Origin of the sequence: Cyanobacterium sp. Dongsha4 (assembly GCF_036345015.1) — a bacterium.
Classification (GTDB): Bacteria; Cyanobacteriota; Cyanobacteriia; order Cyanobacteriales; family Cyanobacteriaceae; genus PCC-10605.
Map to the genome: position 1 here is coordinate 2982579 of NZ_CP084098.1, position 23664 is coordinate 3006242.

The 23664-nt window shown below is 32.1% G+C and carries 24 protein-coding genes; 2 read left to right on the plus strand and 22 right to left on the minus strand.

The window, feature by feature from the left end; genetic code table 11:
* Positions 1-214: 214 nt before the first annotated feature.
* The gene (lipA, locus tag Dongsha4_RS12755) at positions 215-1108 is read left to right on the plus strand and encodes a lipoyl synthase (protein ID WP_330202747.1); all 894 of its coding nucleotides are present in this window, start codon (positions 215-217) and stop codon (positions 1106-1108) included.
* Between the two features lie 250 nt (positions 1109-1358).
* Here the strand turns inward: lipA and Dongsha4_RS12760 are convergent, their stop codons facing one another.
* The 8 genes from Dongsha4_RS12760 to Dongsha4_RS12795 all read right to left on the minus strand — a co-directional run bounded on the left by Dongsha4_RS12760 (position 1359) and on the right by Dongsha4_RS12795 (position 9810).
* A complete protein-coding gene (locus Dongsha4_RS12760) occupies positions 1359-3506 on the minus strand; it encodes a GumC family protein (protein WP_330202748.1) in 2148 nt (715 codons plus the stop codon).
* A 383-nt stretch (positions 3507-3889) separates the two neighbouring features.
* Complete coding sequence (locus tag Dongsha4_RS12765; RefSeq protein ID WP_330202749.1) at positions 3890-5158, minus strand: glycosyltransferase family 4 protein; 1269 nt, start codon at positions 5156-5158, stop codon at positions 3890-3892.
* Positions 5159-5360: 202 nt separating this feature from the next.
* Positions 5361-5597 carry a hypothetical protein gene (locus Dongsha4_RS12770; protein ID WP_330202750.1) on the minus strand — a complete coding sequence of 79 codons (237 nt, stop codon included), beginning with the start codon at positions 5595-5597 and terminating at the stop codon, positions 5361-5363.
* Between the two features lie 61 nt (positions 5598-5658).
* A complete protein-coding gene (locus Dongsha4_RS12775; RefSeq protein ID WP_330202751.1) occupies positions 5659-6513 on the minus strand; it encodes a glycosyltransferase family 2 protein in 855 nt (284 codons plus the stop codon).
* A 95-nt stretch (positions 6514-6608) separates the two neighbouring features.
* Complete coding sequence (locus Dongsha4_RS12780) at positions 6609-7247, minus strand: Uma2 family endonuclease (protein WP_330202752.1); 639 nt, start codon at positions 7245-7247, stop codon at positions 6609-6611.
* A gap of 56 nt (positions 7248-7303) precedes the next feature.
* Positions 7304-7852 (minus strand): Uma2 family endonuclease, encoded by a 549-nt coding sequence (locus tag Dongsha4_RS12785; RefSeq protein WP_330202225.1) that lies wholly within the window; start codon positions 7850-7852, stop codon positions 7304-7306.
* Between the two features lie 89 nt (positions 7853-7941).
* A complete protein-coding gene (locus Dongsha4_RS12790) occupies positions 7942-8595 on the minus strand; it encodes a class I SAM-dependent methyltransferase (protein WP_330202753.1) in 654 nt (217 codons plus the stop codon).
* 36 nt (positions 8596-8631) lie between these two features.
* Positions 8632-9810: a glycosyltransferase gene (locus Dongsha4_RS12795; protein WP_330202754.1), complete on the minus strand. Its 1179-nt coding sequence runs from the start codon at positions 9808-9810 to the stop codon at positions 8632-8634.
* A gap of 450 nt (positions 9811-10260) precedes the next feature.
* Here Dongsha4_RS12795 and Dongsha4_RS12800 point away from each other — a divergent pair, with 450 nt between their 5' ends.
* On the plus strand, positions 10261-10518 hold the full coding sequence (locus tag Dongsha4_RS12800; protein ID WP_330202755.1) for a DUF5678 domain-containing protein: 258 nt from the start codon (positions 10261-10263) through the stop codon (positions 10516-10518).
* A 38-nt stretch (positions 10519-10556) separates the two neighbouring features.
* Here Dongsha4_RS12800 and Dongsha4_RS12805 read toward each other — a convergent pair whose 3' ends face one another.
* The 14 genes from Dongsha4_RS12805 to Dongsha4_RS12870 all read right to left on the minus strand — a co-directional run bounded on the left by Dongsha4_RS12805 (position 10557) and on the right by Dongsha4_RS12870 (position 23664).
* Positions 10557-11696 (minus strand): glycosyltransferase, encoded by a 1140-nt coding sequence (locus tag Dongsha4_RS12805; protein ID WP_330202756.1) that lies wholly within the window; start codon positions 11694-11696, stop codon positions 10557-10559.
* Entirely contained in the window at positions 11693-13075 is a 1383-nt protein-coding gene (locus Dongsha4_RS12810) for a hypothetical protein (RefSeq protein WP_330202757.1), read from the minus strand. Before Dongsha4_RS12810 ends, Dongsha4_RS12805 begins: the two co-directional genes overlap by 4 nt.
* Before the next feature lie 34 nt (positions 13076-13109).
* Positions 13110-14372: a glycosyltransferase family 4 protein gene (locus tag Dongsha4_RS12815; protein ID WP_330202758.1), complete on the minus strand. Its 1263-nt coding sequence runs from the start codon at positions 14370-14372 to the stop codon at positions 13110-13112.
* A 45-nt stretch (positions 14373-14417) separates the two neighbouring features.
* Positions 14418-15509: a glycosyltransferase family 4 protein gene (locus Dongsha4_RS12820; protein ID WP_330202759.1), complete on the minus strand. Its 1092-nt coding sequence runs from the start codon at positions 15507-15509 to the stop codon at positions 14418-14420.
* A 16-nt stretch (positions 15510-15525) separates the two neighbouring features.
* Positions 15526-16515, minus strand: coding sequence for a class I SAM-dependent methyltransferase (locus tag Dongsha4_RS12825; protein WP_330202760.1), 990 nt, complete (start codon positions 16513-16515; stop codon positions 15526-15528).
* Positions 16516-16703: 188 nt separating this feature from the next.
* Entirely contained in the window at positions 16704-17192 is a 489-nt protein-coding gene (locus Dongsha4_RS12830; RefSeq protein WP_330202761.1) for a methyltransferase domain-containing protein, read from the minus strand.
* Between the two features lie 66 nt (positions 17193-17258).
* Positions 17259-17918, minus strand: coding sequence for a hypothetical protein (locus Dongsha4_RS12835; protein ID WP_330202762.1), 660 nt, complete (start codon positions 17916-17918; stop codon positions 17259-17261).
* 138 nt (positions 17919-18056) lie between these two features.
* Complete coding sequence (locus tag Dongsha4_RS12840) at positions 18057-18281, minus strand: hypothetical protein (protein ID WP_330202763.1); 225 nt, start codon at positions 18279-18281, stop codon at positions 18057-18059.
* 44 nt (positions 18282-18325) lie between these two features.
* Positions 18326-19459, minus strand: a complete 1134-nt coding sequence (locus Dongsha4_RS12845; protein WP_330202764.1) for a glycosyltransferase family 4 protein — start codon at positions 19457-19459, stop codon at positions 18326-18328.
* 276 nt (positions 19460-19735) lie between these two features.
* Positions 19736-20431 carry a class I SAM-dependent methyltransferase gene (locus tag Dongsha4_RS12850; RefSeq protein ID WP_330202765.1) on the minus strand — a complete coding sequence of 232 codons (696 nt, stop codon included), beginning with the start codon at positions 20429-20431 and terminating at the stop codon, positions 19736-19738.
* A 139-nt stretch (positions 20432-20570) separates the two neighbouring features.
* Complete coding sequence (locus Dongsha4_RS12855; RefSeq protein WP_330202766.1) at positions 20571-21887, minus strand: lipopolysaccharide biosynthesis protein; 1317 nt, start codon at positions 21885-21887, stop codon at positions 20571-20573.
* 31 nt (positions 21888-21918) lie between these two features.
* Positions 21919-22833: a hypothetical protein gene (locus tag Dongsha4_RS12860; RefSeq protein ID WP_330202767.1), complete on the minus strand. Its 915-nt coding sequence runs from the start codon at positions 22831-22833 to the stop codon at positions 21919-21921.
* A gap of 138 nt (positions 22834-22971) precedes the next feature.
* Positions 22972-23433 (minus strand): M67 family metallopeptidase, encoded by a 462-nt coding sequence (locus Dongsha4_RS12865; RefSeq protein ID WP_330202768.1) that lies wholly within the window; start codon positions 23431-23433, stop codon positions 22972-22974.
* Between the two features lie 12 nt (positions 23434-23445).
* Positions 23446-23664 (minus strand): Uma2 family endonuclease, encoded by a 219-nt coding sequence (locus Dongsha4_RS12870; RefSeq protein ID WP_330205436.1) that lies wholly within the window; start codon positions 23662-23664, stop codon positions 23446-23448.

Sequence of the window (23664 nt, forward strand, 5' to 3'; positions counted from 1 at the left end):
TGGGATAAAACTTGTTGCCGAAGATTAATTATACTGTCCATTATTATCTCCTAATTTGCACTTTATTGTATTGTATTTATCCTAGTCTATTCTAATGAATCTCATTCTAAGGATATATTATTGGTTATCATATTCTTTAAGTTGTATCACTTCTCGCAAATGAGTTTCTTCGACCTAAGAATTTTGCAACAATCGTCCATCAAATAGAGAAACAATGGTAAACACAGAAACTATCAACCCAAAGAAACCAGATTGGTTAAGAGTAAAAGCTCCTCAAATTCAGAGAGTAGGCACAGTTAAAGACATATTGAGAGACTTAGAATTAAACACCGTCTGTGAAGAAGCATCCTGCCCTAATATAGGAGAATGCTTTAATGCGGGTACTGCTACATTCTTAATTATGGGTCCAGCTTGTACCCGTGCTTGTCCTTATTGTGACATAGATTTTGACAAAACTCCTAGGGGATTAGATGAAACTGAGCCGTTACGATTGGCAGAAGCGGTAAAACGTTTAAAATTAAATCATGTGGTAATTACTTCGGTGAATAGGGATGATTTACCCGATGGTGGTGCATCTCAGTTTGTGGCTTGTATTGAAGAAACCCGTAACATTTCACCCAATACCACTATTGAAGTGTTAATTCCCGATTTATGTGGCAATTGGGATGCTTTAGCTACTATTTTAAAAGCTCAACCTGAAGTGTTAAACCACAATACGGAAACTGTGCCTAGATTATATCGTAAAGTACGCCCCCAAGGAGAGTATGTGCGATCGCTTCTTTTGTTGGAAAAAACTAGAGAATTATCCCCGAAAACCTATACAAAATCAGGGATTATGGTAGGCTTAGGAGAAACTGATGAGGAAGTAAAGCAGGTAATGTTCAACTTACGTAAAGTTGACTGCGATATTATCACCATTGGGCAGTACTTACAACCTTCTTCTAATCATTTAGCTGTCAAAGAATTTATTACTCCTGAACAATTTAAGGCATGGCAAGAATACGGAGAAAGTATCGGCTTTTTACAAGTGGTTTCTACCCCTTTAACTAGAAGTTCATATCATGCAGGAGAAGTAAGAAGATTAATGCAAAAATACCCTCGTTTTTAAGATATGTTTCAGGTGGCAGAGTTGAGGTTAACCTGAGTTCGACATAAAATTTTCAGTGAGGGTAAGTTGTCAGATGTCAGGTGTTAGGTTAAAGAATTGACAAAAAAAATATATTAATTGATTTTCCTGTTTTCAATTCTTGGATAAAATAATATAATCTTATGAAAATTAAACCTGCTACCTATTACCTGATGCCTGAAACCTACCTCAGTCGGATATTCTTGCATAGAGCAGAGAGTTAGGGGAAGAATTATAGAGTTTTTTTCTTAGGTTCTTCCGAATCCTGATGATAATAAGAATAGTTGTAATAGTAATAATAATTATTTTTGTCTGTAGTGAAACAATTGGGAATTAGACCTAATATATTAACTTCAGCTAATTCCAAGGATTCTTTGGTAATTGATAACAGAGAAGTATTCACTTTTCCTTGTCTAACTACTAGCAACATTCCATCGCTCATTCGCGCCAAAATTTGAGCATCGGCGGCGACGCTTACAGGGGGGGCATCAAGAATAATTAGATCATATTTTTGTCTGAATTCTTGAATTAAATAAGCCATTTGAGGTGAACCAATCAAGGCAACAGGATTATTTTTATTATTCCCTGCAAATAAAACGTCAAGGTTTTCTTGTTCTTTAATAATATACTGGGAAAAGTTGGATGGTTCATCTGTGCTTAATAAATCACCTAAACCTTTTTGCTCACCTTTTTCTGTCCATATTTTTTTCTGCCCTGGTTTACGTAAATCTGCCTCAATAAGTAAAACTCGATTGCCTAACCCTGAAGCTGCGATCGCCATATTTGCGGCAATAGTTGATTTTCCTTCTGCTGTGACGGAACTAGAAATAGTTACAACTTTAAGATTATTTTTAGGGCTACCATCTTGAATACCGATAAATTTAATGGCAGTACAAAGGGTACGGAATGATTCACTGATGGGGGAAGAAGGATGATCTCTTACAGGAAGATCACTGGTGATATTCTGCTTAATACTTTTACTTTTTCTGAAAAAATTGGGGATAGTTGCTAAGATGGGTCGATCGAAGTATTCTTTTATTTGTTCTACATCTCTAACGCCTTTATCTAGTTGTTCTAATAGATAAGCAACCAGTGAACCCATCAAAATTCCTGCTAAAAAACCTTGTATTAAGTAAGTATTTTTCCTTTCAATGGCTGGTGTGGTGGGAATTTTCGCCAATTCAACAAAACGGACGTTACCTTGAGTATTATTGAGAGCAATTTGGGAATCTTGATAATTTTTGATGAGACTTTGCAGTATTTCGTCTTTTGTCGTTAATTCTCTTTGTAACTGTTTTTGTTCAAATTCGAGAGATGGTAATGTATCGACTCTTTCTCTATAGGTATTGATTAAATCATTCAGTGAATCTAATTGAGCTTCTAGGCTTTTAATATTTCTTTCGGTTTCTGCGTATTGTACTAATAGTTGACTTTGAGAAGCTCCGGGTTGATATATATTATTTTCGTTTATATCTTGTTGAGTAACATTATTTTGGGGAGAAACATTTTTTAAATATTTTTCTAATTGTTCTTCTAAAATTTGTTTTTCCTTTTCCAGTCTGCTTACTTCAGGATGGCGATCGCCAAATCTTAACTTTTCTTGCTCAATTTTAGTTTCAATTCCTTCTAACTGTTGAATAAGAGAACTAACAATCGGAGATTCATTGATAAAGCTAGAAGTAACCGCCGTATCGGAATCAATTTGAAATAGTTTTCTTAAATCATCCCTACGAGATTTTTGTGCCGCCAACTGAGCTTTAGTTTCAGCTATTTGGGCATCTAATTCGCTGAGAATTTCTGTGGTTGAACTAGCTTCAGCATTAATATCAAGAATACGATTATTTTGCTTAAAATCCTTAATTTTTTCGGCTGTTGCTTCTAATGATTCCTGAGTTTGAGGTATTTGTTGTTGTAAAAACTGGGCTAACTCTCTTGTTTGAGTTTGTTCTAACTCTTTATCCAGTTTTACATAATTTTCAATCCAAGCGTTAACTATGGCGGCGGCTTTTTCAGGATCTTGATCGGTAAAGGATAATTGGATAACGTCAGTATTCTGGGGATTGGTAGCAACTAGGTTTTGTAGTAAATTCTGATTATTAACTTCTGTTCCTAACTGTAAATCGTTCCGTACTTGTTCAGCAAACGAGTCCGACTTCATTAAAACAAGATCATTGGTCAAGTTTTTTTCTTCTGAAAGTCCTAATTCGCTAGTAAGACTAGGAGTGCTAGATTGAAAAACTATTGTTCCATTTGCTCGATATAAAGGAACGGCTTTTCGAGATCTTTCCCATCCCATAATGATAAAAACCACTGCAAAAACTAAGGAAGCGGGAAGCCACCTTTTTTGTATTATTTTCAGATAAGCTATTAGTTCTTCCATGGAAAATGAAAATTATTTATTAAAAACTATGAAACATATAATAATAAAAATACTTTTTATTCAGAAAAACCCACTTTATCAATAACCTATAAATATTTGGTGATGACAATTTTTTTGTGAAATAGTCACAAAAGTACTGTCTGGAATTGTATCCTATTTCTCGACAAATCTGTAATAAATTCCGATTATTAACTTACGTACCTAAGTGTAAATCATTCCGTACTTGTTCAATCAATGAGTCTGATTTAGTTAAAGTTAAAATCATTGGTCAATTTTTTTCTTCTGGAGAACATAGTTTGTTGGCAATACAAAGAATTACATTAAAAGACTATTATTCCATGGAAAATGAAAATTGTTTATTAAAACAATGAGAAATATAATAATCAAAACAATACTTTTTGTTTAGAAAAACGCACTTTATCAATAACCTGTAAATATTTGCTAATGGCAATTTTTTTCGTGAAATAGTCACAAAAGTACCGTCTGGCATTGTATCCCATTTCTTGACAAAGTTGTTCGTTATTACTCAAATCAAGAAGAAAATTTGCTAGAGCCTCGCTTTCACCGTTACGGAAACTTTTTCCACAATTAGCAGTAGTCATTAATTCGTTTAAAAAGGAATTTTCTGGGCAAATTGTAGCTACGGCTTTTCCCGCCGCAAGGGTTGAATATAGTTTACTTGGCGCTACTACTCCAGCCATATTTTCACCCATAGAAATTAAAGACACATCACAAGCAGTTAAGGAGTAAGGTAAAACTTCTCTTTTTTGATAAGGAAGAAATAAAAAGTTTTGCAACCCCATTTGATTAATTTTTTCTTGTCCCCATTTTTGTTTACTGCCACCACCAATGAAAACAAACTGAATTTGACCTTGATATTCTTTAAGCAAACAAGCGGCATTAACAATTGTTTCCATATCATGACAACGTCCCATATTACCAGAATAGATAATGGTGAATTTTTTATCTAAACCGTATTGTTTGGCAAACCAGTTGTCTTCTTTCTTGATTGGTTTGATAAAGTCGCCATCTGCCCAATTATCGATAATAGTTATTTTATGTTCACAAGGAGGATAAATATCAGCAATTAAACTTTTCATGGGTTGAGATAAAACAATTATTTCATCTGCAAATTGCCATGTTTTTTGATTGAGTTTTTGCCAAAGCACTATTATGGGATGTTTTTCTGGTAATATTCCCAAAGCTGTAACGACGTTGGGATAAAGGTCATAGATTAAGCAGATATATTTTTTTTTCCAAATTAAATGAGCTAAGTAACCTAGCCATGTCATAAAAGCGGGAGCAGTAGTAACAATTAATAAATCTTCTTTTTTTTGATGACGGAGAGTATGTAAAAATGCTCTTATGAAAAAAAGTGTACTATTTCCAATCTTAGCAAGTATTCCTTGAGGTAACAAATTTGTAACGCGCGATCGCCTGATGTTTAATCGACCTTTTTTTTCGTTTCTAGGGGCTTTTTGAATATCGGTGGCGTATCCCGGTTGTCCGCTAAAAACTCTTATTCTGACACCTTCTCTACTAACCTCAGTGGCTAACTCCTCTATAAATTGCCCTGTAGCCGCATAATCTGGGGGATAAAACTGGTTAAAAATAAGAACTCTAAATAAATCTTCTGACGGGGAGTAACCCATAATGATTAGAATAAAGTGATGAACGACTATTTGTCTAAGTATATATCAAAACTTTTATTTTGTTATCAATTTTTTAAAGTTTAATTACTAGGATAAATCTATATCTTGTCTTCATGAAAATTATTAATAATTATTTGATTTACTACCATAAATTTACTGATTAAACTAGGTAATTTTACATAATTAAATATTTAAGTTTTACTTAATCAAATTCCTTAAAATATCTATATTCAATTAATCTTAAAGATAGTAAAATTTCGGCAAACATTCTCTGAAAAGCGTAATATATACCTCTCCAACCATCAAATATTCCCCCTTTAATAGTTAAACAATAGATAAAAATAATGAAAGGTGCAAATATGATTTGTTTACGTATTTTGTCGCCTATACTTAATTCACTTAAGGGAAGACTGGAAATTTTTTCTACTTCTAGTATCATATATTTATCTTGTGCCCATAGCCACCTACTTAAAGATTTGGCATACTTGTTACAAATTAACTTATTTATTTTGTTTTATTTTGTATTTTATTTCAAAAATTTTGGCATCTACTAAAAAACGATACCAAAAACCTTGTAAAAAATGGAACATCATTCCCTCTATACCATCTAAAAAACCTAAACCAATAGTATAGCGCAATAGCCAATAAATGAATGCTCTTAAAAATAAGGGGGATTTGCTATATAAATTTTTTTTAACCCATCGTCTTTGAGATGCTTGAGAAATTTGATTTTTTTTTAAAATATTTTGCTCATTTTCCTCGGCTTCTTCCATCGCTAACATATCTTTAACTTCCCTATCGGCATAGCTATTGTGTTTATTTACCCAAAAACTTAAACCTTTTTGATTTTCATCAATAATATCGTGTTGAAGATTGGCTATATTACCATTGGATAAGATAATATGTTCATCCATCCATCTTTGTTCACAAATACCATTGCCATTACGCCAAATTCTCAATAACCATGTGGGATAGTAACCTCCATGACGTATCCAACGCCCCATAAAATATACTCTTCTTTTCATTTGATAACCACCTATCTCTTTTGGAGTAATAGGCAATGTTTCCTTTATTTCTTTTACTAACTCTGGTGTTAAATATTCATCTGCATCTAAACGCATTATCCAAGAAGCTTTAATTGGTAAATTTTCTAATCCCCAATTAAGTTGCTGTGCGTAATTTGTCCATGAATTAATATATACTTGGCAATTATATTTTTGAGCAATTTCTAAGGTACGATCACTACTACCAGAATCAACAATAAATACTTCAGCCTCAAGATCCTGTAAACTGTCTAAACAGGTAGGCAAGTTAGCTTCTTCGTTATAAGTAAGAATGATTATTGATAAATTCATTGTCTTAATTTATTTATTTAATATCCAAAAAGAATAACTTTTTTTGCCTATCTGAATCAATTTAAGATACGGTAATTTTTTATCTGTGATTTGTTTTATATATTTTTGAGAGAATTTCTAAAAGCTCTTAAAACTGCTGTTTCTCCATCGATTAAACTTTGTTGAATTAACTCAGGAATCAAGTCTATATTGATAAAGGGAAAGGCTAAACTTTCCTCAAGCTCTCGGTAATTATTTGTCTCTTTTTCAAGGATAAAAACAGTTAATTTTTCCCCATCATAACGCCATATTTCTGGTATGCCTAAGTTAGCATAAATAGGTAATTTATGTAATGAACCGCTCGTTATATCTATTTCTAATACTAAATCAGGGGGAGGATCGATGGTTAAATCAATTTGTTGCTTATTTCTTACCTTTGGTTCATTTTGTAAATAATAACAAGAATCAGGCTCTACTGCTTGTTGAAATTGCTCAGATTTTAGAGTGAGTGAGCCGAATTTTTTGAGATTTAATCCTAATTCATCTGCGATCGCACGAATAAGATCATCAATAAAACGGTTATTATTTTCGTGTTTTCCTAATGGACTCATAATTTCTAAAATATGATCATGGTAAGTTAAACGTTGATTTCTTTTATCACCCAATTCATTGAGAAGGCGATTAAAAGTCTCCCAACTAACTGAATTTAACTTAACTATATTTTCCCCTCTCGGTTTAGTGATAACTGCTGTCATAGATTTTTATTAATGATTAATAAATAGTTTTACAGTAATTAAATAGTAATAGATTATTACGCAATTAGTTGTGGAATATTTATCTTGACTTCAGGGAAAGAAAGAGGTGAAATTTGACCAGTTTTCATGGTTAATTCTGATGTGTAATGACTATTAACTAAATCTCTAAATACTTTTAGCTGTAGATTTTTTAAATCTACCACCCAATATTCTCTAATACCAGCTTCAGCATAAATGTCTTTTTTTTCATTCAAATCTTTACTGAGGGTTGCTTGAGAAAATTCGATAATCCAGAAAATATCTTCAGGATAGGGATGGTGTTTTAAGTATTCTTTACCTAGCGGTTTAACTATAGCAATATCTGGCTCTGGTTCGGAATTATGAGGTAGTGTGATAGGTTTCGCATCTCTGATTTTAACTCGATTTCCCAATAAACTGCGGAGATAGTCAGCAACTTCGCTATTATAATAGGCATGAGGTTCTCTTTCTGGTGACATAATAATTATTTCTCCCCGCAATAACTCTACCGCTTCACCATTAAAGATGCCACTATCAAGGGCTTGATGATAAGTTTCTGTTGTCCATTTATAGGTAGTTAGGGTCATAGATAGTTACCTTTATATCGACAATGCCTACTCAATTATTTTACTCCAGTTCGATTAGGAGAATATTTGAAAAAAGCAGTTTATAGAGTTTAAATATGGCTATAACATATCATGTCTTTCCAAAGAAAAGGTAATCTTCCCGCAAATTTGAAGTTAATATTGCTAAAACCTTGAGACTTTAATAATTCTGTCAAAGTAGCTATGGAAAAAAACTTAATATGTCCACCATCCCATAAAACCGTTAAATGTTGATCCCATTTTCCCATGATTGAAAGGGCTAAATTCTTCCAATAGCCGTTGTAAGGTGTCGTTACAATCAAATATCCGTCGGGATTTAAACACTTTTTCGCAACTTTAGCTAATTCTTTGGGATAAAATAAATGCTCAATCACATCGATCGCAATTATAACATCAAATTTTTTACCTAATTTTTCAGGAGAAATATCGTATGTACTTTCTTGAATAAACTGGCAATTACCGTAAGTCTGTTGAGCAAACTTAATTCCAGAGGGAGAATCATCAACCCCTGTCACTTCATAACCTGCTTGAGCGATTATATTACTAAAACTACCATTGCCACAACCAAGATCTAAAATACTAATTTTTCTCTTGTTCCTATTAGGAGGGAGTGACATAGGCAACTCATTCAATAACTCTAAAATTGGCTTTTTTAAATAGCTATGATGATGGGATTTTTGACTGGATTGATAAGAATATTCGTATTCTTGATATTGATTGGTCATAGTGATAATTGAAGTTACATTAATTAATTTTTAAGTTTAAACGTTTTGATTTTTTTTTGAGATAATTTCTTGATAAACCGAGATTAAGTTACCTGCTATTTTATCCCATGTATAATTGTTTAAAATAAATTCTCTAGCTCTTAATCCCATTTCTTTTGTCTTTTGGGGGTGAGATAAACACCAGGATAAAGCGTCTGTAATTTCTTCTTCGTTTACTCCTACTACCTTTGCCGCTTGAGCTTCTTTTGCTTCAGGAAAGTTACAGGCATTGGTAAAAATACAGGGTAATCCCGAAGCCATGCCTTCCAAAATAGACATACTAAAACCCTCAGAGTAGGAAGGTGCAATGTAAATACTGGCTGATGCCAATGCAGAGTATTTCATTTCTCCTGTTAACATTCCAGTAAAGGTGACTTGATCTAAACAACCTAATTCTTGAAAATGGTTTTTTACTGTAGGTGAATATCCCACATTATCAGGTCCTGCGAGAACCAAATGAGTATCAGGAAATTGCTGATTAATTTTAGCGAAAGCCGATGCTAATAAATCTAAACCTTTTTTGGGATCGACTCTACCTAAAAATAAGATTAATTGACGATTTTTTGTTTCAGGAAATTTCTCTAAAAATAAAGACGAAGAAGGCAAAGATATAAAATCTTCGGCAAAAATACCATTAGGAATTAAAAATAATGGCGGTTTAAGATTGAGAGCTTGAATATTATTTTTCTCAGAAGTCGCTAATACTTGTATTCCACTAGCCTTATTTATTGCGGGTTTTTCTAGTAAATAGTAGAATAACTTTTTTTTATATGCTTTATAGGATAATGCCCAAGGTTCTAACATTCCACGAGGGGTTATGATATAGGGGACATTCTGTTTTTGACAAGCCCAGTAAACGGGAATATTTGGTAAAGAAAAAACTGCATTAGTATGAACAATGTCGTAATTTTTTATATTTTTATCTAGCCATTTAGTTAAGCTAAAACTAAATTTATAATCTCCCCAACTAATATAAGGAAAATACTGAATTTTTAAATCATCATGCTCAATCCATTGGAATTTGCGAACGTCTAATTCTGTTTCACCGTTGGCAGTGGTAGTCACCAGATCAACCGTTACCCCCTGTTTGGCAACTCTTTTAGCTAGCTCCAATACACTTTTAGAAGGGCCACCATATACTGAACCAATAGCAGGAATCATCATTAAAATTTTCATAGAGCAATATGTTAAAAATGAAATTAAAATATTATTGAGACTTAAGTTTTCATTTTCATGAGGTTCGATCGAGCTACTGTTAATATACGGAAGCGAAGTAGCACTGCACGATCAGGGCATCGCTTCATCATCTAATCCGCTACGTACTTGTTTAAGGACTTCTTTTTCTATTCACATTAAATCAATCTAAGTCCCGAATAGACGAACTTTCTTTAATAATAATCGGTAATTATTTTTTGATAATGGCTTTTATTTCTGGTCATTTTTTATCGATTCAATTTTTCTCTTTATTTACTATAATACGTGTTTAAGAATCAGGGAAAAAAGTTCGATCGAGATTGAAACAGTGTGGTAAATATATTTTTCATACATTGAGCTATCTCGGCGAATAATGAAAGATGAGCATTTAATTTTTTGATAAAAATAAGCAAACCCGTCATAAATATAGTTATGGAAAAACTCGCTGATTATAATAGTCCAAAAGAATGGTATCAGGCAAATAAAAAAGAACTAAAAAAATATCGTGGACAATGGATTGCTTACACCAAAAAAGGAGTTATCGCCCATCATCCCCATTGTAAGGAAATGTTAGCTCAAATTCCCGATAAAACTATTGATTTTGTCATTGAAAGAATTTATGAGACAGAATTTATTGAACCTTTGAAATTCTTACCCATTCGTTTCCGAAATGTCAAAAAACATGAGTAGCTCTGGTTTTCACCAAAATCAAAATACTATGGATGAAATTACTTTTTTCCCATAGCAAATTCGATCTCACTTTTCAACCCTTGAGCAAAATAATCAGGGGAATAGTTCTCAATATGGCTCAAAGATGCCTTACCCATAGCTTCCAAATCTATATCTTCCGAACTCATTTTCACCATTAAATTAGTTAATTCTTCTTGATTTTCAGGATTAAAACCAAAACCATTAACTCCTTCCATCACCAAATCCTCAAAACAACCACAACGATTAGAGACAATTACGGGCAAACCTGCCGCCATCGCCTCATTTACTACCAATCCCCATTGTTCCGTTGTACTAGCATGAATAAAAGTCTTAGCATGGGCAAAATAGGGTAAGAGTTCATCCTGTTGTAAAAATCCGGGGAGATGAACATGATTTTCTAATTGATATTGCTGAATTAAACCTTCAATTTGAGGACGTAACCCACCATCACCACACAAAACTAAATCCCAAGCCTTCTCTTCTACTTTCTGATGATAGTAAGCATAAGCAGTAATTAGTAAAGGTAGATTTTTCTTGGCAACAAAACGATTAATACTCAAAAAGTAAGGCTTATGAATAGGAGAGGGTAATTGTTTGATTTTGTCGGGATGAAAAACGCTATTGTCAACCACATCGTAACCCATAAAAATAGCATCTTCAGGAAAACCTAATTTTATTAAATATCTTTTGTGAGGATGTCCACCAACTAAGGCACTAGAGTATCTCTTGACAAGGAAACTTTTAATGGCTTCTTTCCACCAAATACGAGATTCATCATCTTCTTTTGATTCTGAGAAGATAATTGTAGGTTTTTGACGCCAAAGACTCCAAAATAATGCTGATAGCATGGATAAATAGCCATATCCGGCAATTACTAACGCATCAGGATTAATGCGGGATAACAGATCAAAAGTTTTTTTGATTATAATGTTTTTACTAACTTTATCAGGTCTTAGACTGCCTAATATAGAATATATTTTTAGATCGCTATTTTCAATTTGAGTTTGCCATTGATAGTCAATGCTATCACGACTTATTTCTATAGCAACTACCTGACAAACATTATTTTTTTTAACTAGACTTTGAAATGCCTTTACTCTAGCTAAATGATATGGTCCATAATTAGCAAATAAAATTGCCACTTTATGTTGATTCATTTATTTTTATTTTCCAGTATTGGGTTTTGATAATAATTGCTGACAAATTCTATATACTTAATTGGAATTGAAAAAATAAAAAAAGTTATCATATTATAGATAAATCCATCTAAACCTCCTAAGAAAAGTGGAAATGTAAATACTAAAGCAAGAGGGTATAAAATTTGATTTGATATTTTAAATTTTTGATTTACGGATAACCATAAATTTTTAAATTGCTTTCCGATAAAATAACAAATAAAAAAGCCAAAAAACCAAAACTGAGAGAATAAATCCCCCATAATAGGTAGAATATAACCTGTTTGAAAAGTTTGAGTAGAAAAATAATCAAAAATCCTAACTTGAAACGATTCATTAACTTGTAAATAGAATGATTCTTTAAAAGTTTTCCCCAAAAACTGGGCAGGAATAAAACCAAAAATAATTCTGTTCCAATAGCGTGTACCATAATCAAATTGACTGGTTTCACTTGTTACTTGAATCACGGAAGCCGCATATTTAGTTTCTGAGGAGTGAGTCGTAAATAAATAGTCTTCACTTTCTGATGATTGAAAAAATTTTATGTTTTCTTCCCACCAATCAACATTTTGAAAGGCGGTTAGCCAATCATCCATCCAATTAAAACTAAAAAAGTCTTGCCAATTAGAATATCCTATATTGATTTGTGCAAGTTCTGCCCGAAATGCTCCAATAGCATTAATAAAGAAAAAGCCTACAATTATTCCAATCAGGATTAATTGACGTTGAGGTATAAATCCCTTAATAAACCAAAGAGTTAACAAAACAATGGTAATATAGGTTACAGCTTCAGTCCTTCTAGCATAAAACAACATTTTGAAGATAGGCCAAAATGCGGAAACCCCAAAAACAAACCAGTACAGAAAATGACGTTTAATAATGGCAAAATAGAGATTAATAGCAAATCCGAAATATAAAAGTCTTTGAAAAAAAGCATAAACTGTCAAAATACCTGTCCATTGAGTAATTCTTTGTTGTTCAATATCAATATTTCCGATTGCTAGATTACAAAAAAGACCAATTACTGTATAAACAATTCCTATATAAAAAATTCTTTGATCCAAGTCTTGAATATTATTCTTTTTATTGATAATTTCTTGATCTTTATTTTTTTTAACATAGCCATAAAAGAATAGAAATAAAGATAAAATTGTCAGAAAAATTGTTAAATCAACATAATCAGGACTAACAGGGTAAGGATCTTCGATTAAAGCAAGAATTTGAGGTACAATATATACGAAACAAGCGGTAGTTATAAAGAAAGGAAATTGATAAAGTCTCAGAGGTTCTTTAAAACTCCACCAAATTAGATAAACACAAAAACATATTAGAATAATAAATAGAATATAACTAAAAATCATAACAAGTTCGTCTATAAGAAAAAATTGTAAAAAATCAAGAAATAAGACTAAGTAAATTTTTTAGTCTTATACCTGTTTCTTCTATGTTAAAAATTTTGATTTTTTCCCAAGCATTTTGCCCATGTAAATCTACCAAGTTAATATTTTCCATATACATTAATAGTGATTTAACAATTTGCTCAATACTTTGTTCTTTTATGATTTGTCCCTCCATGCCATGAGTTACCCATGAACCTGATAATTTTGTGGTTATAACTGGCAAACCAAAAGCCATTGCTTCATAAATAACTCCTGCACTCCCTTCAGATAAACTAGGGAAAACAAATACATCTGCCCATTCATACTGTTGAGCTAACTCTGGTTTGTTCATTTTACCCATAAAGGTGGCAATATCTGAATATTCTTTAACTTTACTCTCATTAATTTTTATAGAACCAACAATTCTAGCGGTAAATTTATGAGGATTTAATTTTCTGAGTGCTTGTAGTAAATAAGGAATACCTTTTCTCAGATCAACACTACCCACAAACAAAATTCTTAACTTACCCTTCGAAGTGGAACTTCTCATAATCCTAGTAGAATTTTTCTTGAAACAAGTATTGTAGTCATATAACCAAAATGGAGCAGGGTAGGGATTGAGGAATACTTTTTCTTCATCAATACATAAGTCATTAATTAAGCTTTCTTTGACTGAATTTGATGGAGCAAAAAAATAGTCTGTTGATTCTTTATCTTCTTGTTCCATCTTCATCCACCAATCTTTTATACCATTAATCATTGTTTTATCTTTTACCCAATCAGAATTTTTTTGTAGTTCAGATTCAATCATTGGAACAAAAAACTTTATCACAGATTGAATCTGGTCAGTTATGACAGGAGTATTTTCAGAAAATGTTTTACAGTTTTTAGAATTCCATGTATAGCAGTAAATATGACTTATCTCTTTCCTATGATTTTTAATTAGTTGAGCTATAGAAAAAGATATTTTTTGATTAAGTAAATATGATTCTTGATAGGAAAAAATTTTTTTGGATGGGCGAGACAACAAAAATAACCAATCTAAACTAGAAACTTTATCATCTGGTAAATCGTGTTGTCTTCTTTTAGATAACTTCTCAGTTACTGATATTTTACCATTGCTTAATTTTTCTATGACTTTTGCCCATTCCATCATCCAAGAGTAGGCATAAAAGTCTGTGAATAAGTTTTCTAGCAACCCTTGCTGATATAAAGCTAAGGGAAGAGCATAATTTCGCCTAGCACCAGGTTGATGAAAAGCTATATTTGTATCTTTCATATGCGAAATATCCTGTGTATAAAAAATAAGTAGAATTGATAATAATTAGTCTAGCTTTGATTCATTTAATTCATCTCCAGTCAACGCTCTATGTAACTTAATAAAGTTGATTTCTGTGGAATAATCTGATTCCACAATCTTTCTACTTTTAGCTCCCATTTTTTTTCTTAATTCTTTATTTTTACAAAGTAATAATAAGCTGTCTAACCATTCTTCAGAAGAACTACAAAGAAAACCGTTATCTCTAACAACTTCCTTATTCATGCCCACAGGAGAAGCGATGACTGGAATACCCACTGCCATATACTGTAATAATTTAAAAGAGCATTTTCCTCGACTAAAAGGATTGTCTTCCAAGGGCATTAAGCCAATATCAAAAGATTGTAAGTCCGCCAATTCTTCTTCTGCACTCCATTGTTTTAACTCCGCAATATTTTTGAGATTTAAAGGTAAATCTTCGATATTGGTAACAATTTTAATCTTGATATTGGAAATTTGGCTTTTAAGATTCTTTAAACTGGAAATAATCAAGTTGAGATGGATTAGATTAATCCATCCTCCCATCCAACCAACTGTAATCTTATCCTCATCCTGAGTATCGTAGTCTGTTTTGGGAACATAATAATTAGTTTCAATTGGTGTGGGAATAATGTGAATATTTTTTTGATATTTATGAGCAAATTCAGCTAAATACTTATTGCCAACTATTACGGCATCACAAAGAGGCAATAGTTTTTTCAGCTTCATCTCTGTTCTTTTATTTGTAGCAAATATAGCATCATCCATATCTAATACCATTCTTAAAGATTTTTTTCTTACCACTTGGGCTAGATAGTCTGTTTCTAAAAAAGGGGTCAAAAAGGAGTGTATATACACTATAGTGTCTGAATCATTTATTTGATTAATCTTTTGCCAACGATTAACTACATTTTTCAATTCTGTCGAATATCGTGCAATGTTAAAAATCAAAACAGAGATCGAAGATTCTGACTGAGGTTTTTTTATGCTAGAAGCTAAAGATGTGCAGAAGATAGTTGTATATCCATACTGGTGGAAATATGACAAATACTGTTGCGATCTAAACCTTGTTGTGGGATATTCTGGAGGATTTGTGAAGAAATAAATTTTTTTTGTCATTATTATTTTTATTAAGCTATATTTGATTCTCTTCTTTGACACATATTACGGTTAATCTTTCAGCTTGATTCTTCCCGAAAATTAAATAAACGAAAATAGATAAGAATCGATCAATAAGTTTATTGACAAAATTAATAGGAGTCCATTGTTGATTTAAAGTAACACTTGTTTTACCCCTCCATAATAAAATGCTTGGGAAAAGACACCCTATAGTATTCTGTCCGTAAATCTCAACTATATTTAGCCCAGATTTTTCAACTACTTGACGAATACTTTTCTCAGAAAAATGACTGACGTGAGTAGGAACTTGTAATCCTGCCCATTTATTTTTAAAGAGATGAAATTGCCAACAGTCAGAATTGGGAACACTAAAGGCAAATATCCCTTGAGGTTTAAGGACTCGCTTAATTTCTTCTAAAGTTTCAATGGGTTGATAAAGATGCTCTAAAACTTGCCAAGCAAATACTGCATCGAGGTGATTATCAGGGAGATTGATCGATGGAAGGTTGGTTTCAATAAACTTTGCCCCCATATTAAAAATAGTGGATTGTAAATCTCGATTAAGATCTGTTCCGATCGTATTCCATCCACGAGAAATACATTCTCGAATAAAACCCCCACTGCCACATCCTAATTCTAAAACTGTTGCACCTTTGTTTAAGTTAGGAATAGCCCAGCCTCTACTCCCCCAAAATCCTCCGTAAAAACCGTATTTTACAGAGTCATTGCTTTGTATTTTTTCAGAAGTTGAAGATTCGATAATTTTATTGGTAGAAATATTATCATCTCGATAACAATGATAGTCCCTGGTATAATAGTCAAAAATATTTTCAGCAGGAGGGCGTGGATTTGTAAATCGAAAATCACATTTAATACATTGTTCTACACCAAATTCTCCTCCTTGTCCCATTAATAAATCATGAGCTTTAAACAAAAGACGTTTTTCAGATGAACCACATAAGGGACAATTTTTCAGTTCTATATATTCAGATTTAGTTATAGTCATAGTGCTAAGTTTCAATTAAATTTTTTGATAACAAACACAGATTATTCCTTTACTGGAGTACATTTCCATTAATTCTATTTTGTCGCCTCTTAACTTTTCCAAAAATTGAGGGAAGTCGAAAAAATAGTCATGATGAAATCTTAAATAATCACGAGGATAAGCATGATAATGAAATGACGGTGTAGCCGTTAATATATATATATATATCCATTGGGTTTCAAGAGGTCAAAAAAATTAATTAAAGCTGAGGAAGGAGCAATAATATGCTCTATTTGAGCATGAGATATAATTGAATCAAAAGTTCTATTTTTCAGATCCTCTGGTGGGGGAAGACAAACGTCCCAAAGAATGTCGGGTAAATTATTTTTTGTTAATTCGCTAAACAAGTCGGAAGTTAAAAACTTGACTTGAGGACAATATTTGGCTAATTCTGTTTTAACTTTATTTCCTTCGGATAATAGTAAACATTCATTTCCTAAACCATAGTAATCTATATATTGCCTAAATATTGAATTAAACTTTCCACTAAGATTTGATAATGGAATTTCTAATTCTTTTTTAACCTTGAATAAATTATCGTTTTTCGAGTAAAAGTACTGCCCAAAGGGTTGGAGGCCACTTCTAGCCATAATATAACTTCTTAAAGTAAGATATGCTTTTCTTAATGGATTTTTCATAAATTTTTGATTTGATGAAATAATTTTGATAGCGATTTTAATATAATGATTAATTTTTGGTTATGATTATAATTTAACTAGCATTCCTTGATTAACAGCTAAATAAGTAGGCACGAGATCAACAAAATAGAGAGCTTCTCCCCCCTTCTCTTTTACTGCATTTAATAGGGTTTGCTCAGCAATTCTCGTATCTCCTCCCTCAGAGGTGGAATGTTTATCTGAATTATCAAGATATATATAACCACCCCGTTTTATTTTTGTAATGGCAGTTTTGGCACAATTACCCCTTTCTGAACCGTCAATAAGGATAAAATCGAAAGTTCTATCCGGATAATTATCCAAGGTAAAATAATCGTTTCCCGTTTTAAATTGATAATCTACATTCTGAACTTTGTCGAGGGTTAATTTAACCTTGTCATACCAAGGCTGATAGTCTTCAATACTGGTAAGATTTTGTACTCTCTGAGCAAACCACAAAGTTGACATCCCTGATCCCCATTCAATCATATTCCAATTAGGTTGTAACAATTTTTCTAAATGTTTAATTGCCCGATACCCCAACCAAGGCAAAACTGGACGATAACCGATACTTACTCGTGCCAAAGTAGTCACTAAACAGTGAGGAAGATAAATAAATCCTTTTAAATCAAGAAGATTGCCTTTTTCATCATGAAAACGACTTTTATGGGCTTTGCCACCCGTGATGATTTTATTAATTATTTGCATTGCTAGAATTATGTTATGTTACTTTTTTTGTTTTTATTTGATTCAATTTATCATAAATCCTAAGTGGGAGAGAACGATGAATCGACAGAAAATGTATGGAAAAATAAGTGATAGGTGCAATTACACCTCTGAATCCAGTCAACAATAAGTAGATTCGAGTAATGCTTGATCTAATTCTGTTGAAAGTTTTAAAATCTCAGCCCATTGTTTAAGATAGCCTAAATCAAGATCAGACTGTTGAAGTTTGAAGATTCCCAAAATATCGCGCCATTGTTGAGAAGACTGTTTTTTTGTTTTTCGATACCAAATAAGTTTTTGTAAAATAGTATCTTCAGGAGTAGAAAAGTTTAGAGTTTCACCCATTTCATTGGACTTCTAAGGATATGAAAGTGGGAGTGCGATCGCACTTAGGTTACTTCCAAACAAGATAGAACAAAATTTGCTCTCGCTTTCCATGTGTACTTTGATAAAAATTCTTTTCTTGCGTTACTCCCTAAATGCTCCCTCAAAGAAGAATCGTCTCTAAGTCTTAATAACGCCTTCGCCCAATCATTAATGTCATCAGGATTACATAATAAAGCTGTCTTATTATCTTCTAAAACTTCTTTTAAAACTGGTAGATCAGATGTAATAATTGGTTTACTCACAGACATATATTCAAATATTTTCAGAGGAGACATCCACTTACCAACATCCCCATTCTGATGCCCAGCTATACCTACTTTTTTCAAATAAGGAGCAATCAAAACATCAAAACTGGAACGATATTGATGAGTTTGAGAATATGGCAAAAAACCATAAAAAATCAGATTAGATAATTCATTTGTTTTTTCCTTCCAAATTTTAAGATCTTCTTCTGTTCCTCCAATAATATGAAATTGTGCCCATGGACATAGAGGGGCTAATTGAGAGATAATCTCCATCCCTTTTCCCTTATATAATTGACCGATATAACCAACACGAAATACATCTGAGTCAAAACAAAAACTGGATAGACTTTTCTGATTCTTCTCTAAATCGTCTGCTCCATCATGGGCAACACAGACTAATTTGTCAGGAATTTGATAATTGTTAACAAAAGATTCTTTGAGAGCATTAGAAATGGTAACAATTCTAGTTGGTTTTTTCTGATTGACGAGCCAAGATAGTAATTTTGCCGCTACTTTTCCCGATTTTCCTATGTCTGAGTGAGATTCAAAAATTGAAGGAATATTGAAGAATAAACCGAGAAGACATCCGGAAATTAGTCGACAATAGATAACATCTGGCTTAAATTTCCATAAAGCTGGTAAGGCTAAAATACTATAGAGATAACCAGCTCCAGCAAAAGATAAAGGTGGTAAATAGGAAATATCAAATTTCTGTTCAATTCCATATAAACTGTAAATATCTTCTGGTTCTGAATTTAAACTTGATTGTTTTTTTACAAACAATAGAACCTCATGTCCATTTTTGGTGAAAGCCTCGCACATTTTCATAACTTGGATGCTGTTAGCAGAGCGAGAAGGTATACCCGACCATGATATATAGGCTATTTTCATCTACATTTTAATTCCTATTTTATAAGAGGTTTATCCCTCTTTTGTCAGTTTCCGATTTTAACTATTATTAAATATTTTCAAACACCTTGGTAATTAAGGATTAAAGTATGTTACATAGTAAAATTTACTAATTTAAAGTTTTGATTGATTTTATAGTATTAAAGATTCTATCGATCAATTGATATACCATAGTTCCAGAATCTATAAATTACAAGTGTTTGCGGAGTTTGACAAAAGAGGGTTATTGATATTTACTCTACTTTATCTTTAATATTTTCATTCTTTATTTTTGATAACAGCTATATTTGAAAAACATAACCAAGGAAAAAATGATGATAACGAAATTTCGAGTGGTTTAAAAATAGCAAATTTATCAAACCATGGTAAAGGTACATAGTCTTGTGAATACTCTTCAACACTTACACAACAAATACGCTCAAGAAAATTAATCCAATGAGATCTATCCCAAGAATATACGTGGCCTCGATTGACGTAGTGGCGCTTAAGAATATTTCCGTAAAATATTGTAGGGCGAACTGGATTCGGCACAGCAACTATTGCCAGTCCGTTAGGAGTAAGCATTTTCATAATCCCCCTCACTATATCATAAGGTCTCCTCGTATGTTCAAGAACATGAGATAAAATAATACAGTCAAATGTCAACTTCAAATCAAATAAGTCTTCAAAATTTCCCATCGGATTAATCTCAATTGACCTATGCAATGTTACTTTTTTGTTTGTTGTAGTTAGTAAATACGGGTCAATATCAGCAGCGGAAATTCTGGTATCTGGCCTTTTATTTTTTATCAATTCCAGTGTATATCCAAAGCCACACCCGATTTCTAATAGATCGTAATCTAAAGATGGTGATGAATATTTCTCAAATAATCTTGCTATTTCTAAATGATATGGACGAACTTTTTGGTTATAGGATATGTGAACGTTGGGGACTGTTTTGCTATTATTGTTCATTTTTAGTCAGTACGATTGAATAGGTTGTAGCACGTTAAGTTGGATTGGCAATAAAAAACTAGCATTAGAAAGAAAAAACCGGTAGTTGACACAACTTTTCGCTTTTCCATTCTGATTGAGTATCGTCAAGGGACGTTTTTTAAGTCTTATAAATAAATTTACGAACTTCTTTTACTGCTTTAATTGCACATACTAAATTAATACAAAATATGTTAACCGATGTAGTCACAGACATGGCAAGATTCCCAAAATTAGGAACAAAAACCAGCATAAATATTACTTCTATAAAAAAACTGATCACGACTACTTTAACTTTATACCTATGATAATTCAAACTAAGTATTAAAGGTTGAGCCCAAAATAAAATGAAAGAAATAGCAAATCCAAGGCAGATTATAGCAAATAAAGGATAGGATGTAATAAATTCTTCTCCATAGACAAATAGTATGAAAGGATATGTTGACAGCAAAATCAAAATCATGACCACGCTAAGAAAGGGAATTAATCTCAGTGAAATTCTTTTCAACTCTTGAACAATTTTTTGTGTTTGACCGTTAGCGATTAATTCGTTAAAATCCTGATATATGATAGAAGTGAGTGACTGAGTTCCTACTTGTAAAAAACTAGATAGTGTTTTTGCTAATTGGTAAACTCCAACTTCTTTATTTGAAGTGAAAGCACCCAAAATAAGTATGTCAATATTTTTAATCAGACTAGAAAAGGTTGTTGAGATATAAGTTGAGGTCATAAAACTCCAAAATTGATTTAGTTGTCGAAAACTTTGGAAGTAATTATGCCACGGTAAAGACATAATTTTTATGTTATAGCCTTCTTTTAATTCTTGATTAAGAAAAATTATTACAACAATAAAATTAACTATAGAGATAAAACTAATCATTACACTCATTGTATATAAGTTGAGTAGTTTTACAAAATAAAGTAAGGAAATCAGAGCTACCTGAACAAAAGTAATAAAAATTTGACGAAAAGATTGTTTTCCTAAACGCTTGAGATCACGGGCAACACAATACCATGTGTTATCAAAGGAACGAGCTAAAAATGATGTGGCATAAAGGATAAATAAAATAGGTTGAGCTTGTCCCTGTGCTAAATTAGCCGCTATTAGAGGAGAGAATATAACTATAAATAAAAATGGAATTATATTACTTGTTACATCCGTAATAATGGCAGTAGCCAGTAGTAATCTTATTTTTTCTAACTCATTTTTTATCCTAAACTCTACCAAATAACGAGTTAGTGCTTCTTGAGTACGAAAAGCAAAAAAAGATGAAACAATAACAGAAAAAGAAACTATTGTACTCCAAACCCCTAATGATTCTGCTCCTAAAGCCCTCGCCACAAAAATGTTTTGCACAAATCGTAGCACCATAGAACCAATGCCTCCTGCAAATAGATAGGAGGAATGTTTCATTAAGTTTCTAATTGATATGCTCATAAAATAAAGATATTGCAGCTCCGATGTGCTTTTAAGTGGGAAAAGAAAAGAAAATTCGTTTGACTTTTCTGAGTGTTCTGACAGATTTCTGTTTAAGGGTTATAGAATATGTTTTTGGGATAGGAAGCAAATTAACTTGGTATTGATAATCAAAATATTTTGCCATTGACTGTACTTCTCGTTCAAATTCCAGTTTTTCTTGATCTGTCCAATCTTTAATGGTGGGTACTTCAATAAAGCCATTCGGTTTTTTATTGGTCAAATTGTCAAACTGTTTAACTGTTACTTTGGGCTGAAAACCAAAAAAGTTAGCTATTTCAATGTAGGATTGATAGTCAAACTCTTCTAATTTTTGAATTTTCCAATATTCTTTTGGTATTTGTTCAAATAAATTAATGACCCTGAAGTTTAATTCATTCCAATACCAGGCAAGTTTTCCCACTCTTGTCATGGTTTGCCATTTGGTAAACTTATCCCCAATGGGAGCAGGTCGTCCCAAAAAATGATGAAAAGATTTATTTTTTTGATAACCCAAACCTAAATCATGATTTTTCTGAATAAATTTATCTTTATACCATCCCTTTACCAGATAAGAGTTAATAACTTTTTCTGGACTTCTGACTAAAAGTAGAAATTTAGCCCCAAATCTTTCGTATAAGTCCTTAACAGAGACTGATAAAAACGCACTAGCTTCAAAAGAATAATCGTGTTTCTTTAAGTCTTCAAGTATTTCTGTTTCCTTTGTTTGTAAAAAACCCTCATTATCAACCGGTAGATCATACCATTTACAATAACGATGAAAGGTTTCATTAAGTGCATTTCTCTCGTGGGTCGATTTCACATAGGGTTCTAATTCTATTAATTTGGCTAGAAAATTCGTCCCACATCTACCCGTGCCTATTGCAAAACCAACATTACTATCTATTTGTGAATTTTGTTTATACATAATTGGTATTTTTTTTAACCATAATGATAATGTAAATCCTCTGTTTTTGTCAGTAGCATTTTCATTTTAATATATACTTTGATCTTCAGTATTTTGAACTCTTTAAGTTTTTTCAGAATTATCAATTAAATTAATCAATTAAATAACAACTAACTTCTCTCGAACAAATTGGCCATTATCATCAAGAAGCCAAATAAATATATCCGTGACCTTTGTTTTATGAACTGATAAAATTAAATAAGAATATACAGAATAAGCTATATCTCGATCGAATTCTGAAGGGGTAGCCGAATGATCAGGGTGAGAATGGTAAATGCCAACAATATTTAGATTTTCGTTTCTTGCTTCTTTTTGTATCTTCAATAAAGTAAAAGGATTAATAGCAAAACTATCTCTTAAATTTCTTTTTAGACCATCATATTTTTTAGTAAATAAATGTTTTTGATTTTTCCAATCATTCTCCACGGGAACAACTTTAATCACATTTTTTACACAATTGTTAATAACTCCTAATAACAATCCACAACACTCATAAGGATAATTTTTAATTCCTTGTTGCCGAATAATATCTAAATTTTGTTCACTAATTATTACCGTCATTATCCAATAAGTTTAAAAATTTATTTCCAATTCAAAATTAGGTAAAACATCTTTTCCTAATAATAAACAAGGCATGGAATAAATCTCAACTGTTTTTTCAGGTTGATAAACTTCTACTTCTCTATCTTGAGGATTAATTAACCACCCTAAACGCAAACCACTATCCAAATATTCTTGCATTTTCTCTTGTAAAGGTTTGATGCGATCGCTCTGTTGACGTAACTCAATGAT

Excerpts from the sequence above, each read along its gene's own strand:
- lipA (WP_330202747.1), top strand. The coding sequence starts at position 215 with ATGGTAAACACAGAAACTATCAACCCAAAGAAACCAGATTGGTTAAGA.
- Dongsha4_RS12760 (WP_330202748.1), bottom strand. The coding sequence starts at position 3,506 with ATGGAAGAACTAATAGCTTATCTGAAAATAATACAAAAAAGGTGGCTT.
- Dongsha4_RS12765 (WP_330202749.1), bottom strand. The coding sequence starts at position 5,158 with ATGGGTTACTCCCCGTCAGAAGATTTATTTAGAGTTCTTATTTTTAAC.
- Dongsha4_RS12770 (WP_330202750.1), bottom strand. The coding sequence starts at position 5,597 with ATGATACTAGAAGTAGAAAAAATTTCCAGTCTTCCCTTAAGTGAATTA.
- Dongsha4_RS12775 (WP_330202751.1), bottom strand. The coding sequence starts at position 6,513 with ATGAATTTATCAATAATCATTCTTACTTATAACGAAGAAGCTAACTTG.
- Dongsha4_RS12780 (WP_330202752.1), bottom strand. The coding sequence starts at position 7,247 with ATGACAGCAGTTATCACTAAACCGAGAGGGGAAAATATAGTTAAGTTA.
- Dongsha4_RS12785 (WP_330202225.1), bottom strand. The coding sequence starts at position 7,852 with ATGACCCTAACTACCTATAAATGGACAACAGAAACTTATCATCAAGCC.
- Dongsha4_RS12790 (WP_330202753.1), bottom strand. The coding sequence starts at position 8,595 with ATGACCAATCAATATCAAGAATACGAATATTCTTATCAATCCAGTCAA.
- Dongsha4_RS12795 (WP_330202754.1), bottom strand. The coding sequence starts at position 9,810 with ATGAAAATTTTAATGATGATTCCTGCTATTGGTTCAGTATATGGTGGC.
- Dongsha4_RS12800 (WP_330202755.1), top strand. The coding sequence starts at position 10,261 with ATGGAAAAACTCGCTGATTATAATAGTCCAAAAGAATGGTATCAGGCA.
- Dongsha4_RS12805 (WP_330202756.1), bottom strand. The coding sequence starts at position 11,696 with ATGAATCAACATAAAGTGGCAATTTTATTTGCTAATTATGGACCATAT.
- Dongsha4_RS12810 (WP_330202757.1), bottom strand. The coding sequence starts at position 13,075 with ATGATTTTTAGTTATATTCTATTTATTATTCTAATATGTTTTTGTGTT.
- Dongsha4_RS12815 (WP_330202758.1), bottom strand. The coding sequence starts at position 14,372 with ATGAAAGATACAAATATAGCTTTTCATCAACCTGGTGCTAGGCGAAAT.
- Dongsha4_RS12820 (WP_330202759.1), bottom strand. The coding sequence starts at position 15,509 with ATGACAAAAAAAATTTATTTCTTCACAAATCCTCCAGAATATCCCACA.
- Dongsha4_RS12825 (WP_330202760.1), bottom strand. The coding sequence starts at position 16,515 with ATGACTATAACTAAATCTGAATATATAGAACTGAAAAATTGTCCCTTA.
- Dongsha4_RS12830 (WP_330202761.1), bottom strand. The coding sequence starts at position 17,192 with ATGAAAAATCCATTAAGAAAAGCATATCTTACTTTAAGAAGTTATATT.
- Dongsha4_RS12835 (WP_330202762.1), bottom strand. The coding sequence starts at position 17,918 with ATGCAAATAATTAATAAAATCATCACGGGTGGCAAAGCCCATAAAAGT.
- Dongsha4_RS12840 (WP_330202763.1), bottom strand. The coding sequence starts at position 18,281 with ATGGGTGAAACTCTAAACTTTTCTACTCCTGAAGATACTATTTTACAA.
- Dongsha4_RS12845 (WP_330202764.1), bottom strand. The coding sequence starts at position 19,459 with ATGAAAATAGCCTATATATCATGGTCGGGTATACCTTCTCGCTCTGCT.
- Dongsha4_RS12850 (WP_330202765.1), bottom strand. The coding sequence starts at position 20,431 with ATGAACAATAATAGCAAAACAGTCCCCAACGTTCACATATCCTATAAC.
- Dongsha4_RS12855 (WP_330202766.1), bottom strand. The coding sequence starts at position 21,887 with ATGAGCATATCAATTAGAAACTTAATGAAACATTCCTCCTATCTATTT.
- Dongsha4_RS12860 (WP_330202767.1), bottom strand. The coding sequence starts at position 22,833 with ATGTATAAACAAAATTCACAAATAGATAGTAATGTTGGTTTTGCAATA.
- Dongsha4_RS12865 (WP_330202768.1), bottom strand. The coding sequence starts at position 23,433 with ATGACGGTAATAATTAGTGAACAAAATTTAGATATTATTCGGCAACAA.